Genomic DNA, 13163 nt, shown 5'->3' with positions numbered 1-13163 from the left:
ACCAGCGAGGCCGTCGTGGCCCTGTCACCGACCCCGACCGGCACCTGACACACGAAACGGCACCGGGTGGACGTGGCCACCCGGTGCCGCGGTGTTTCCGGCGGGAGCGGGGAGCCCGCTCAGGAGCGGGAGCTCAGGTGCCGTCCGGGCTCCGGAGCCGGTCCAGGTCGACCCGGTGCAGCAGGGCGAGCAGCACGAGGGTGACCGCCGTGCTGGCCCCCGCGGCCAGCACGGCGGTCACCCTCGTACGCCAGGCGCGGCACCGCCGGGTCGCCGGGCGGCAAGCGGAACATCGAGTCCCCCAGCAGCACCGTGCCGCAGCCGAGCCCGGTCGGCGCCACACCGCACAGCGGGGCGATCACGAACAGCGCGCGCACCCCTCAGCCCGTCACTTCGCCGAGGAGAAACCAGTGGTTCCTGATGCTTGACTCCGAACTGTGGGAGTGATGACCACATTAGGGACTGGGCCTGACATAGTAGCGAAGCATGATGCGCGATAGTGTGTTGCCCGAGAGACTCAAGCGAGCGGCCGTGCAGGGTGGTCTCCTTCCCCTCCGTGTGCTCGCGACGGTCTACTGGCTCTTGCTGGGCTGGTTCGTTCACCGCCCCGGTCGGGAGGAGCGGCAGACACTTCGCATCGCGCGGGCTGCCGCCGCTGCCGGCCCGGAGCGCGATCACTGACTGTTACAGTCGCGGCCATGCAAACACGTGACATGGCGGATGTCGCCGCACGGGGATGGCTTGAGAACGTCGCGGACCTCGCCGGAGCCCTGCCGGGAGGCCTGTGTGTGCGGGCGGAGCCAGGCGTGGCCCTCCTTGCCACCGGTGCCCCACTGGCGTCGGTGAACGGCGTTGTCGATGTCCGCCCCTCCACGCAGCCCGGTCTCGTCGCCGAACTGGCGGAGCGCGCCGCCGCCGAGATGGATGTGCCTTGGTGCATCCAGGTCAGGGCTGAGCCGGACGACGAGGTCGCCGACGTGGCGGCTGCCCACGGGATGACGACCGTGGCGCGGGTTCCCCTCATGGTCCGGGAACTGGCGGGTGACGGCGCGCTGGGCGGTTCCCTACCCTTGGGGTCGGCTGTCAGGCAGTGCGGGCCCGAGGACAGTCCTGTCTTCGCCGCGGCACTGGCGGCCGGCTTCGAGGCGCCGCTCGAGGTGATGAGCCTGCTGGGCGGAGCCGGGATACTGAGCCTGCCGTCCGTGACCGGATACCTGGCCGAGGCGGACGGCGAAGTCGTGGCGACGGGGCTGGCGATGCGCACCGGGAACAGCGCCGGCATCTACAACATCTCGGTTCCGCCCGGGCGGCGCGGGCAGGGGTATGGCGCCGCCATCACCTCGGCGATCCTGGAGACGGAACGGGCACGGGGCGCGCGGCTCGCGTATCTGCTCTCGTCCGAGCAGGGGCTGTCCGTGTACGAGTCACTGGGATTCCGCACAGTGGAACAATGGACACGCTACACAGCGTGATGTGAGTCAATATTGATATCAGCTGTCATGGGCAGGAGTTAAGCTCGTGGCATGATACGTCGCCCCTATCACCATGGGGACCTGCCCGCGGAACTGCTCGCCCACGCCGAGAAGACGGTGCGAGAGAAGGGAGCGGGCGCCCTGTCTCTACGGGAGCTCGCCCGCGACATCGGTGTCAGCCCCGGCGCGCCGAGCCGGCACTTCAGGAACAAGCAGGCCCTGCTGGACACCTTGGCGCTGAGGGGATTCCAACGGCTCGCCGCGGCGAGGGAGGACGCCCTGGGGAGTGCGGGCGGGACGTTCGCCGAACGGCTCGCTGCCATGGCCCGTGCCTACCTCGGTTTCGCGCTGGCCAACGGGGCGCTGTTCGACCTGATGTGCCAGGCGGACACGGGGGCTCGGACGGCACCGGAACTGCGCGAGGCCGCCCGGCGCTGGCCCGGGCAGCTCGCGGCTCTCGTCGCCGACGGGCAGAGCGGGGGCGAGGTGCGAACGGGAGCGCCGGAGCGTGTCGCCCTTCCGGTGTTCGCGGCGCTCCACGGGTACGCCCGCCTGGCGGTCGGCGGCGCGCTGCCGGCGGAACTGACGGAACACGGCCTGGACGACGTGATCGATTCGGTCCTACAGGGCTGCCGGCCCTGACACCCCGGGCACGGGACGCGTCGGCGGCCGGCATACGCCCGGCTTCCGAAGCCGTACCGCGCCGCACCCGGGGCGCCCGGTTCAGCGCGGCATCCCGCCCGGGAGCGGACCGGTCGCCGGCACGACGCGTGGCGCTGGGTTCCCGCCGCCCGCCAGCCAGTCGTCCAGCGCGCGTGCCAGTTCGGTCAGCGGGGGCGGCACGGCCGGGGCGGGGCGGTGGGCGGCGTGCGGTTCGCACGGGTCCACCAGTTCCGCCAGATGCCGTAGCGCACGGGCCGTACCGGCGGCGTCCGCGCGCAAGCCGTCCGGCTGCTCCGTCACCCGCTGGGCCAGGCTGAGCGTGGCAGCCGACACCTGGTCCAGCGCGGAGGCGGCGACGCGCACACCACGGCGCTCGCCCGCGGTGCGCTCGCTCACCAGCCGGAGCAGGGCGACCGCGTCGTGAAGCGCTGCCGCCCGCCCCGGCTCCGGCCCCGCTTCGATCAGCTCCACCGCTGCCCTGAGCACGGCGGTGACGGCTTCCCGGCGGTGGCGCACGGCCCAGCGCCGGGTCACCAGTTGCCCCGCCGCGGCGGCCGCGGCACAGCCCAGCACCGTTTCCAGGAGACGGTCGGCGGTGATGGTGAGCACCGCTGTCGCTCCGGTCGCGGAGGTCACGAGGAGGACCGACAGAGGGGTGACGAAGACCATGGCGATGGCGTAGTTGCGGGCCACGACCAACTCGATGACGAAGGTCAGCGCGGCGAGCAGGACGGCGATCGCCACCCCCCGCGGATGGGTCGCGGCCAGGGCGCCGGCGAGCAGACAACCCGCGGCGGTACCCACGCCGCGCAGCACGGCCCTGGTGTTCGCGCTGATGGCGTGACTGCCGCGCGCGAGCACCGCCGCAGCGGCGGCCATGGCCCAGTAGGGACGCCCCACCTGGCACAGCAGGGACGCGGTACCGGCGAGGCCCACAGCCGCTCCGGTCCTGACGGCCATCCACGGCAGGGGCGAGGACGGCAGGGATCTCGTGGCCGACAACAGGCGGTTCCCCGGCCCGTGTTCCGCCGCGGTCGGCCGGGAGGGCCCGTCCGTACGGAAGACCCTGGCGGCGAGCCAGGACAGGACCGTCGCGGAGCACCCCACGCCGGCCACGGCCAGGACCCGCAGTCCGGTGTGTCCGGGCGGCAGCCCGGTCCCGACCGAGCAGACCAGCACCGGCATCACGATGCCCGGCGGCCGGGCCTGGGCCAGCGCGAGGAACAGCGCGGCGACGGCCGCCCACAGGGCGGTGCCCAGCACGGCCAGCCGGTCGTGCCCGGCGAGCGAACTGCCGACGGCCATTCCCACGGCGAGTGCGAGGGCGGCACCCGCCACCGCACCGGCCTCCTGGCGGGGCGTGCCCCGCCCGCCGTACAGGGCGGCCAGAGCTCCCGTGCTGGCGACGAGACCGACGACCGGCTGCCCCAGGGCCTGCCCGGCCAGGATGGGAGCGGCCGTACACACCGCGGCGATGGTGGCGCTGCGACGACGGGAGGGCATCGGATGCAGGACGAACAGTTCGCGCAAGGGACGTGGTGCCGCGTGCCGGTGTGGTCGGCTGGGGCCGGAACGGGTGTGGATCATCGTGGACCGGTTCCTCGGGAGACGGACGTGGGACGGGCGCCGGACGTACGGCGGGCAGGCCGGTTGCCGAGAGACGACCGTGCGGGCCGCCCTCGGCATACCGGCCGATGGGCTCAGAGCGGGTAGACGGAGTGCCGGTCGGCGAGGGTGACCCAGCGCGTCTCCGTGAAGAACTCCACTCCCCAGTCGCTGCCGAAGTGGCCGAAGCCGCTGTCCTTGACGCCGCCGACGGGAGCCTGGGGCTCGTCCGCGACCGAGTGGTCGTTGATGTGGACGTTGCCGTGCCGCAGCCGCCGGGCCACGGCCAGACCCAGAGTGGCGTTCTCGGTGTAGACCGCGCTGGACAGGCCGTACGCCGTGTCGTTGGCGAGGTCGACGGCCTGGTCCACTGTGTCGACGCGGAAGACCGTCGCGACCGGACCGAAGACCTCCTCCGAGTAGATCCGCATGTCGGGCGTGACGTTGTCGAGGACGGTCGCGGGATAGAACGCGCCCTGGGCGGGTCCGCCGCCGTGCAGGACGGTGGCGCCCTTCTCGACGGCGTCGGCGACCAGAGCGGCTACCCGTTCGGCGGCGCGCTCGTTGATCATGGGGCCGACGAGCGTGTGCTCCCCCTCCGGGTCGCCCTGGCCGAGGGCACGGACCTTCTCCAGGAAGGCAGCGACGAACTCGTCCGCTATGCCGCGCTGGAGGATGACCCGGTCGACCGACAGGCAGATCTGACCCGCGTTCATGAACTTGGCGACGGTGACGCCGGAGGCGGCGTAGGCGGGGTCGGCGTCGTCCAGCACGACGATCGGGTTCTTCCCGCCGAGTTCCAGGATGACGGGCTTGAGGTGCTCGCCGGCCAGCCGGCCGACGATCCGGCCGACCGGGGTGGAGCCGGTGAAGTTGACACGGCGCACCCGGTCGTCCGCGATGAGCGCCTCGACCACGGCGGGCGCGTCGGCCCGGTCGTTGGTCACGACGTTGACGACACCGTCCGGCACGCCCGCCTCGGCGAGGATGTCGGCCAGGAAGTAGCCGGAGGTCACGGGGGCGTCCTCGCTGGGACGGATCACCACCGGGTTCCCGGTGGCCAGGGCGACCGCGATGGCCCGGGTGCACAGGATCAGCGGACCGTTCCAGGGCACGAACGCGGCGACGACACCCGCGGGTTCGCGCACCGCCACCGACCACTCGCCCGCGACGTCACTGGCCAGCAGCGAGCCGGTGGGACGGGTCGCCATGGTCGCCGCCTGCCGGATGAGATCCACGGACATGCGGATGTTGAACGCCGCCCACGTCCGGGTGCCGCCGGTCTCGCTGATCATGATGTCGGTGAACTCGGCGACCCGCGCCTCCAGCAGGTCCGCCGCCTTCTGGAGCAGTCCGCGGCGTACCGACGGGGCGGTTCCGGCCCACCCCGGGAACGCGGCGTGCGCCGCGTCGACGGCCCGGGTGACGTCCTCGGGGCCGGCCGCGGGCACCCTCAGGTACACCTCGCCCGTCACGGGGTTGAGGTCGTCGGTGGTACGACCGGACAGGGCGGGCACATCCCTGCCCCCGATCAGGAGGCCACGGGACGCGGTTGCGGTGGCGAGGTCGGTCATGTTCACTCCTTGGCATGCGGCGCGCTGTCGGCCCGGGCATCGGGTCCGGCCGCGCGGGGATGTGACGACTGTGTCAACCGCGCACCCGCCGTGGCTGTAAGGCCGCCCGCAGGCCCCACAGCAGGACCGTCGTACGGGCGGTCGTGGCGGCCCCCAGGACCGGGAGTGGGGAAGGCTCGAGAACGTGCTGCTCAGACCCTGTGCGGACGGTGCGTCCGATCAGCTTCGCCCGTCGTCCGCGCGGGGGAGGAGGAGTGCGACCGCTAGGGCGGTCAACGCCACGATGCCCGTCGCGACGAGGTACGACAGCGCGTACCCGGCGGCCGGTGAACCCGTGCCGCCCGTGCGCGCGGCCGCGATCGTGGCGAGCACGGCCAGTCCCACGGCCGACCCCAGCTGCTGGGCCGTCACGAACATGCTGCCGGCGAGGCCGCGCAGCGCCGGCGGGACGTCGGACGTGATCGCCACCGAGCTGGTGGGGAAGGCCAGTCCCATGCCGACCGCCGTCAGGACGATGCCCGGCAGGACAGGGGCGGCGCAACCGCTGTGCGCGGTGAGCGTCGACAGCCACAGCTGACCCACGCCGACGAACGCCAGCGCGAGCAGCAGCGTCCGGCGCAGCCCGAGGCGGGGCTGGACCCGTCGGCTGAGCAGGATGGACACGGCCATCACGAGCGCCGTCGCCGGGATCAGGGCCAGGCCGGTCAGCAGGGTGGACATGCCGCGCACCCGTTGCAGGTACAGGGACACGAAGTACACGTAGCCCGCGACCACTCCGCCCAGCAGCAGCATCACCACCAGCCCCGTGCGCCGTGCCCGGTCCCGCAGCAGGGCGAAGGGCAGCATGGGGTCGGCGGACCGGCTCTCGACCAGGACGAACACACCGGTCAGCAGGACGGCGGTGAGGAGCGGGACGAGTGACGGAGCGCTGCCGAAGCCGCGCTGCTGGCCTTCACCCAGTCCGTAGATCAGCGCGCCGGCGCCCGTGGTGGCCGGCGCGGCACCGGGCAGGTCCAGCCGGGCGGCGGCCGGTCCCCGGTGGTCGGCGGGGAGCTTGCGTGCCATCAGCCATGCCAGGACCGCGATCACCGGTGGGTTGACCAGCAGCACCGAACGCCAGCCCAGGTACTCGGTGAGCACCCCGCCCAGCACGATGCCCGCGGTGGCTCCGGCGGCGCTGCTGCCCTGGAAGACGCCGAGCGCGCGCGCCCGGGCCCGGGGCGTGGTGTAGGCGTCGGTGAGCACGCCGAGCGCGCCCGGTGCGACGAGTGCCGCGCTCGCTCCCTGCGCCAGCCGGGACACCACCAGCATGAAACCCGAGGTGGCGAGGCCGCCGGTGAGCGAGCTGAGCCCGAACGCCGTCAGTCCGACGAGCAGCGCCCGCTTGCGGCCCATCAGGTCGGCGGCGCGGCCGGCGACCAGCAGCAGCGCGCCGTACGTCAGGGCGTAGCCGGTCACCACCCACTGGAGTCCGGCGGCGGTGAGACCGAGCCGGCGCTGGATCTCCGGCAGGGCGACGTTGATGATGCTGAAGTCGAGCTGGAGCACGAACTGCGCGGCGGCGGCCAGCGCGGGCACCCAGGCCGCGCCCGCTGCCGTTGCCGTCCCCGCGTCGTTCGGGGACTCGTCCGCCCGGCCGCCCGGCCGCCCGGCCGGCCGGGGGTGGAGGCGGGACGGGACCCGGGGGTCCGATGTGTCATGACGGAAGTCCGATCGGTGTGGAGCGCCGGTGACCGGCGGGCGTGACACGTGAGGGCCGCGGTGCGCCGGTGCGGCTCGGTGGCTGGTGAGGGGGACGGCGTGCGACAGCGCTCTTACAGGACGGGGGCGAGGTCGAAGTTGTCGTGGAACAGGTTCCGCGGGTCGTAGCGCCGCTTGAGGGCGACCAGCCGGGCCAGCGTGTCCGGCGGGAAGGCCTCCGCCAGGCGTTCGGGGCGGGTGTCGGTCTCGAAGCTCACGTACAGGCCGGACAGCTGGGAGCGCAGCGGCTCCCAGTACCGGTCCAGGACGTCGGGTTCGGTGCCCGTCGCGACGACCTGGAAGGCGGCCGACCGGTGCGCGAAGGCGGTGTCCGCGGGGTCGGCGTCGGCGATGGCGCCGCCCATCGCGCGCAGTGGGAAGAAGTACGACTCGCCGCTGGTGACCAGCCGGGCGGCGGCCCGTGCCGCGGCCGGGGTGAGACGGTCGAGCAGGCCGCTGCGGCTGACCGGTTCGCCGTACGCGGGGGAGGAGGGGCCGGCCTCCGAGACGACGTCGGAGTAGTCCACGAGTCCGACGCGCTGGGCCGGCGACGGCGCGAGGTCGGCGAAGGGCTGGAGCCGGTCGCGGATGACACCGGGGTCCTCGGAGTCGACCAGGATCGTGCTCTGCGCGATGACCTTCCTGCCGTAGGGCTGACCGATCGTGAGGAAAGCCGTCGTGTCGCGCGGTGCCGACCCGGCGACGGCCGCCCAGTCCTGGAGGAACTCCGCCGTGTCGGTGGCGTCGTGGACCAGTCGGGCGTGGCCGAGCAGTCCGACGGGCCCGGCGGTGAACTCGAACGCGGTGACGACGCCGAGGGCGAATCCCGCGCCCCGGATTCCCCAGAAGAGTTCCGGGTGCTCGTCCGCGCTGGCGCGCAGTCGCCGTCCGTCGGCCAGGACGACGTCGGCGGCCCGCAGCCGGTCGATGGTCAGGCCCTGCTCCCGGCCCAGCAGGCCGATGCCGCCGGCCGTGGCCAGGCCGCCGACGCCGACCGCGCCGTGGTCCCCCGAGGTGATCGCCCATCCGTACGGGTGCAGGGCTGTCGCGACCGCGCCCCAGGAAGCACCCGATTCGACGCGTACCAGGCGGGTGCTCTCGTCGAGGACGTCGATCCGGTGCATCGAGGACAGATCGATGACGATGCCGCCGGAGTTCGTCTACCTGCCGCTGAACCCGTGGCCGCCGCTGCGGACGGGCAGCGCGGCCGGCCGGGAGCCGGCGAAGACGACCGCCTCGGCCACCTCCCGGGCGTCGCGGGGACGCAGCACGAGTGCGGGCCGCCCGCCGCGCACGTGGCTGGAATGGAGGTCCTCGTAGGCGGGGTCGCCGGGAGTGACGGCGATGCCGCGGAGCGCGGCCGGCAGGCCGGCGAGGTCGAGGGCGGGTGGCGACGGTGTGCACGGAGGGCTCCTGGGATGTGCGGGACGGCTCAGGCGGCGCGGCTCTGGTCGGCGACGAGTTGCCGGGCGGCGGGGATGACGTGCTCGCCGAACAGGCTGATCTGGTCGGGGGTTTCGCGTTCCGGCACGAGGTTGACCGCGTCGAAGCGCTGCTCGGTGACGAAGTGGGCGATGACGCGGGCCCACTGGTCGGGGTTGGCGTGCACGGGCCGGCCGTTGGGGCCGGACAGGGGGACCTCGACGGGAGTGGTGGAGCCAGTGACGGAACCGACCAGCTGGATCACCCGGCGGATGTCCCGCGGGGAGCGGCCGGCGGCGCGCGCTGCGGCGTCGATGGCGTCCTGCGCGGCCGGCTTGGTCTCGAACGGGGTGGCCAGCGGCGCGATCCATCCGTCGGCCCGGCGGCCGAGGAGGTCCAGCATGCGGGGGCCGGACGCGCCGAGCAGGATCCCGACGGGGTGGACGGGGGCCGGACCGGTGGCCACCGCGTCGAGGGAGTAGGTCTTGCCCGGGAGGGTGACGGAGGGGCGCGGCTCCCACATCGCGCGCAGCACCGTGATCGCCTCGTCGATCGCGTTCACCGTCTGACCGGGTGTCCAGGTGGGTCCGCCCAGGCCGGCGATCTGCGGCCAGGACCGGCCGCCGCCGAGCCCGAGGTCGAACCGCCCCCGGGACACCACGTCCAGGCTGGCCGCGGTCTTCGCGAGGAGGGGAGCCGGGCGGAGCGGGAGGTTGGCGACGTCGGTGAGGAAGCGCAGGGTGCCGGTCCGTGCCGCCAGGTGGCCGATGAGGACGTAGGGGTCGAGGAAGTCCGGGACGTACGGGTGGTCCTGGACGGCGGCGAAGTCGAACCCGCTGCTCTCGGCGGCCTGGGCGTTGTCGGTGATCAGGCTGTTGTCGCGGTGCGGACTGAGGAAGACGCCGAAACGGATGTCGTTCACGGAGATGTCCCTTCTGTGGTTTCGTACGGGTCCACGCAAGCCCGGGCGGGCTCAGGAGGCGGCGGTGAACCGGCGCCGGGGGTGCTGGTTCTGCTCCAGTTCGTCGACGAGGACCGCGGCGAAGTCCCCCTCCGTGATGGCGCTCTCGCCGTCGGCGTTGACGACGGCGTCGTCCCCCGCCCGCACCACGTAGTGGCCGGTCTTCCCGCCGGGCAGGAGGTAGTGCGGCGGGGGGCTGAGGTAGGTCCACTCGACGTCGTTCCCGGTGTCCCGCAGGATGCGCAGCGCCTCGGCCTGAGCGAGAGCCTCGGCCCGGAACCGCTCGGGGAAGGCCGGCGCGTCCAGGGCCCGCAGGCCGGGGGCGATGTACAGGCTGCCGCCTCCGCCGACGAAGGCCACGCGGCGGACACCCGCCCGCGGCGCGAGGTCGAGCAGCAGGGCGGCCGTGGCGGGGATCCGCGAGCGGTCGGCGGTGGTCCGGTCGGTCACCGCCGAGACGATGACGTCGCTGCCGGCGACGGCGTCGAGGACCGAGTCCGGGGCGTCGAGGTCGGCGGGTACGGCGCGGGCCCCCACCAGCGCGGCGAGCGCGGCCCGGTCGCGGCCGATGGCGACGACCTCGTGGCCGCGGGCGAGCGCTTCGCGGGCGATCGTTCCGCCGAGCCGGCCGGAGGCTCCGATGATGGCGATCTTCACGGCTGTACCGATCCTGTCTGCTCAGGTGGGTGGGGGATGACCGAGGGCCGGTGGCGTGGGTCAGCCGGCGGTCGGGCGGCGCCGGGCCAGGACGGCGACCGTGCCGAGCAGGACCAGGAGGACGCCGGCGAACCAGGTCATGACCGTGGTGGCGGGGAAGGAGCGGCTGGCCACACCGATGCCGACGGCCGGCGCGGTCAGACCCAGGTAGGAGATCAGGAACAGTCCGGCGAGGGCCTCGCTGCGCTTGGCGGGGACGGCCAGCGCGGCGACCGTGCCGAGGGACGCCTTGAACAGCACGCCCGCGCCTATGCCGGCCACGATGCCGCCGACGAGGAACGCGGTCAGGTTCGCGGTGTGCATCCCGATGACGAGCGTCGTGACACCGGCGGCCTGGGCGAGCAGCCCCAGCCTGCGCTTCGCGGCGGTGGTCAGCCGGGTGGTGAGGCTCTGCGTGGCGGCGGCGGCACCGAAGACGGCGAAGACGATCAGGCCGGCCAGCGCGCGGGAGGGGTGGTGCAGCGCGCCGGCGACGAAGCCCGGGGCCACCGAGGTGAACAGGCCGAAGACGGCGAAGGAGGCGAACCCGGCGGCAGCGGCGGCGGTGTACCCGGCGCGGTCACCGTGGTCGACCGAGATGCGCTGGGGCCGGTAGGCGGGCCGGACCAACTGCTCCTCGACCGTCTCGGGCGTGAGGGCGATGGCGACGATGCTCGCCAGCAGCAGGACGGCGAAGACGATGTACGGGGTGCGCAGGGGGCCGGTGGCCCACTGGGCCAGAAGGCCGGCGACGAGCGGACCGACGCCGAGGCCGCCGATGTTGGCCGCGGTCGACACCAGCTCGAAGCGCTGGGCGGAGGCACCGGGCCGGTGCGCGGTGTGCAGCTCGTGCAGGTGGGCCGTCGCGGTGGCGGTGACCATGCCGACGCCGAGGCCCGTGACGAGCCGGGCCACGAGCAGGACGGGCAGCGACGTGTTCGTCAGGAAGAGCAACGCGGCGATCAGCTCCAGGCCGATCGCGGGGATGAGGATCTTCTTGCGTCCGACCCAGTCGGAGATGTGACCGGCCAGGACGAGACTGATCACCACGCCGACCGCGTAGGCGGCGAAGACGACCGTGACCATGAAGGTGGAGAAGCCGTCCTTGGCCATGTACAGCGGGTACAGCGGTGTGGGGACCGTGGAGAACGCCATCGCGGTCACGAAGGCGAACGCGGTGAGCGAGAACCCGACGCCGTGGCGGCGGGCACTGGCACGGGTGCCGGCGGGCGCTGCCGCGCGCGGGCGGGGTGCGGATATCGACTGTGCCATGGGGGACTCTCCAGGCTGAGGCGTTTGCTTGAACGCTTAACAGAGTGGACCGCCGGAACTATCTCGTCCAACGAAAGTCGGAGAGCGTGACCATCTCTGGCAGAGATACTTGGACCATGGAACTGCGCCAGCTCGAATGCTTCGTCGCCGTGGCCGACGAGGCGAACTTCACCCGCGCCGCGGCCCGCCTGCACATCGTCCAGTCCGCGGTCTCCAGCACGATCAAGAGCCTCGAACGCGAACTCGGCACCCCGCTGCTCGACCGCAACTCCAAACGCGTACTGCTCACCGACGCCGGCGCCGCCCTGCTGCCGCGCGCCCGCGCCACGCTGCACGCCGCCCAGGAGGCCGCCGACGCGGTTGCCGAGGTCCGCGGCGGACTGCGCGGCACCCTCCGGCTGGGGACGATGACCTCTGTCCGGCTGCTGGACCTCCCGGCGCTGCTCGGAGAGTTCCACCGCCGTCACCCCGGTGTGGTGCTCCAGACCAGCGCGGTGCCCTCCGGTTCCCAGGGGCTGGTGGACGCCCTCCTCGAACGACGCCTCGACCTCGCCTTCGTCTCGGTGCCGGGACCCTGTCCCGCCGGCGTAACGCTGACCGACCTCACGAGTTCCGTCCTCGACCTCGTCGTACCGGCCGGCCACCCGCTCGCCGGGCGCCACAGCGTGTCGATCACCGAGCTGACCGGTCTCGACTTCGTCGATTCCCCGGTCGGGTACGGCAACCGGACCGTGGCCGACCGCGCTTTCGCCGCCGCGTCCGTGCCCCGTCGCGTCGCCGTGGAGATCACCGACGTCGGCACCGGCGTGGACTTCGTACGGCACGGTCTCGGGGTGGCGCTCCTGCCCCGGTTCGCCCTCCGGGAGACCGCGGACATCGCCACCCTGACGGTGAGTGACGCCGACCTCGACTGGCCGTTGTCCCTCGCCGTGCCGAGCGAGTACCGGCCCGGTGCGGCGGCGCGCGCCATGATCGCGATGGCCCGCGAGTTCGTGACCTGAGACGCCCGGCCCGTGCGCGCGGCCGGACCGGCCCCGGCGCACCCGGGCCGGGCGGCCTCCGTCGTGCTCGCTCACCGGGGCAACGTACGGGGGTGCCATGGTCAAGGTCGTCCCCGCCGGCCGCAGGCTCAAGAGGTGCACGGCGCCCTGCGGGCCGGGCCGTCGGCGGGTGGGTTGTGGGCGGTGCACGCCTGGCAAGCCGGTACCGTCCTGCCGCTGCTCGCCGAGGCGTGGCCGGACGACGGGTCCGGCGCGGTGGCCGACCTGACCGCGCTGCACCGCACGGCGCCCGCGCCCCAGTGGCGTACGACAACTGGCGGGCGGCCCTGCGGCCGGTGCTGCTGCGCGTGTACGGGGCGGCGTACGACCACCGCTCCGCCTACGCCGAGGCGCACACCAACGCGCGTGCCTACGCCCTGGCACACGGGTAGACCCTGGCCGAGGCCGACGCGTACGGGCACCAGTACGCCGAACTCAGCCCGGACGCGAACGCGGCGTCCTTCGCCGAGGCCCACGCGCGAGCGGTGGGCGACGCCCTGGCCCACGCCTACGCCGGTGGCCGCGCCGAGCCCTACGCGGCGACGTACCCGGCCGCCCAGGTCCGTGCGGTGCTCCGCGCCCTCGAACGCCCCGCGAGCCCGCCCTCCGCTGGCGCGACCGGGACCGGCCCGGGGGGGGGGGGGGGGGGGGGGGGGGGGGGCGGGGCGCCGGGCCCCCGGGGGGGCGGGGGCCCCCCCCCGCCCCCGGGCGCGGGGGG

The 13163-nt window shown here is 73.7% G+C and carries 12 protein-coding genes; 4 read left to right on the top strand and 8 right to left on the bottom strand.

Annotation, left to right across the window (positions count from 1 at the left end):
* Positions 1-713 precede the first annotated feature (713 nt).
* Together IE294_RS44945 and IE294_RS44940 are read left to right on the top strand one after the other, a co-directional pair.
* Positions 714-1472 (top strand): GNAT family N-acetyltransferase, encoded by a 759-nt coding sequence (locus IE294_RS44945; RefSeq protein ID WP_189895116.1) that lies wholly within the window; start codon positions 714-716, stop codon positions 1470-1472.
* Positions 1473-1523: 51 nt separating this feature from the next.
* The gene (locus tag IE294_RS44940; RefSeq protein ID WP_189895115.1) at positions 1524-2114 is read left to right on the top strand and encodes a TetR/AcrR family transcriptional regulator; all 591 of its coding nucleotides are present in this window, start codon (positions 1524-1526) and stop codon (positions 2112-2114) included.
* Between the two features lie 81 nt (positions 2115-2195).
* Here the strand turns inward: IE294_RS44940 and IE294_RS44935 are convergent, their stop codons facing one another.
* The 8 genes from IE294_RS44935 to IE294_RS44905 form a co-directional block, all read right to left on the bottom strand.
* Positions 2196-3722, bottom strand: a complete 1527-nt coding sequence (locus tag IE294_RS44935; protein ID WP_189895114.1) for an FUSC family protein — start codon at positions 3720-3722, stop codon at positions 2196-2198.
* A gap of 113 nt (positions 3723-3835) precedes the next feature.
* Positions 3836-5314: an aldehyde dehydrogenase family protein gene (locus IE294_RS44930; RefSeq protein ID WP_189895113.1), complete on the bottom strand. Its 1479-nt coding sequence runs from the start codon at positions 5312-5314 to the stop codon at positions 3836-3838.
* A 219-nt stretch (positions 5315-5533) separates the two neighbouring features.
* Positions 5534-6892, bottom strand: coding sequence for an MFS transporter (locus IE294_RS44925; protein WP_189895112.1), 1359 nt, complete (start codon positions 6890-6892; stop codon positions 5534-5536).
* Between the two features lie 236 nt (positions 6893-7128).
* Positions 7129-8199, bottom strand: a complete 1071-nt coding sequence (locus tag IE294_RS44920) for an FAD-binding oxidoreductase (protein ID WP_268252871.1) — start codon at positions 8197-8199, stop codon at positions 7129-7131.
* A gap of 15 nt (positions 8200-8214) precedes the next feature.
* Positions 8215-8349, bottom strand: coding sequence for an FAD-dependent oxidoreductase (locus tag IE294_RS48725; protein ID WP_229918116.1), 135 nt, complete (start codon positions 8347-8349; stop codon positions 8215-8217).
* Positions 8350-8486: 137 nt separating this feature from the next.
* Positions 8487-9398 (bottom strand): LLM class flavin-dependent oxidoreductase, encoded by a 912-nt coding sequence (locus IE294_RS44915; RefSeq protein ID WP_189895110.1) that lies wholly within the window; start codon positions 9396-9398, stop codon positions 8487-8489.
* A gap of 51 nt (positions 9399-9449) precedes the next feature.
* Complete coding sequence (locus IE294_RS44910; RefSeq protein WP_189895109.1) at positions 9450-10094, bottom strand: NAD(P)-dependent oxidoreductase; 645 nt, start codon at positions 10092-10094, stop codon at positions 9450-9452.
* 60 nt (positions 10095-10154) lie between these two features.
* Positions 10155-11405, bottom strand: a complete 1251-nt coding sequence (locus tag IE294_RS44905) for an MFS transporter (protein ID WP_189895108.1) — start codon at positions 11403-11405, stop codon at positions 10155-10157.
* A gap of 116 nt (positions 11406-11521) precedes the next feature.
* Between IE294_RS44905 and IE294_RS44900 the strand changes: the two genes are divergently transcribed.
* Positions 11522-12406 carry a LysR family transcriptional regulator gene (locus tag IE294_RS44900; protein ID WP_189895107.1) on the top strand — a complete coding sequence of 295 codons (885 nt, stop codon included), beginning with the start codon at positions 11522-11524 and terminating at the stop codon, positions 12404-12406.
* A 299-nt stretch (positions 12407-12705) separates the two neighbouring features.
* On the top strand, positions 12706-12837 hold the full coding sequence (locus tag IE294_RS49255) for a hypothetical protein (RefSeq protein WP_268252870.1): 132 nt from the start codon (positions 12706-12708) through the stop codon (positions 12835-12837).
* The last annotated feature ends 326 nt before the right edge of the window (positions 12838-13163 follow it).

It is taken from the genome of Streptomyces canarius (assembly GCF_014650735.1).
Taxonomy (GTDB): Bacteria; Actinomycetota; Actinomycetes; order Streptomycetales; family Streptomycetaceae; genus Streptomyces; species Streptomyces olivaceoviridis.
This window is presented reverse-complemented; position numbering and strand designations above follow the sequence as displayed.

Excerpts from the sequence above, each read along its gene's own strand:
- IE294_RS44945 (WP_189895116.1), top strand. The coding sequence starts at position 714 with ATGGCGGATGTCGCCGCACGGGGATGGCTTGAGAACGTCGCGGACCTC.
- IE294_RS44940 (WP_189895115.1), top strand. The coding sequence starts at position 1,524 with ATGATACGTCGCCCCTATCACCATGGGGACCTGCCCGCGGAACTGCTC.
- IE294_RS44935 (WP_189895114.1), bottom strand. The coding sequence starts at position 3,722 with ATGATCCACACCCGTTCCGGCCCCAGCCGACCACACCGGCACGCGGCA.
- IE294_RS44930 (WP_189895113.1), bottom strand. The coding sequence starts at position 5,314 with ATGACCGACCTCGCCACCGCAACCGCGTCCCGTGGCCTCCTGATCGGG.
- IE294_RS44905 (WP_189895108.1), bottom strand. The coding sequence starts at position 11,405 with ATGGCACAGTCGATATCCGCACCCCGCCCGCGCGCGGCAGCGCCCGCC.
- IE294_RS44900 (WP_189895107.1), top strand. The coding sequence starts at position 11,522 with ATGGAACTGCGCCAGCTCGAATGCTTCGTCGCCGTGGCCGACGAGGCG.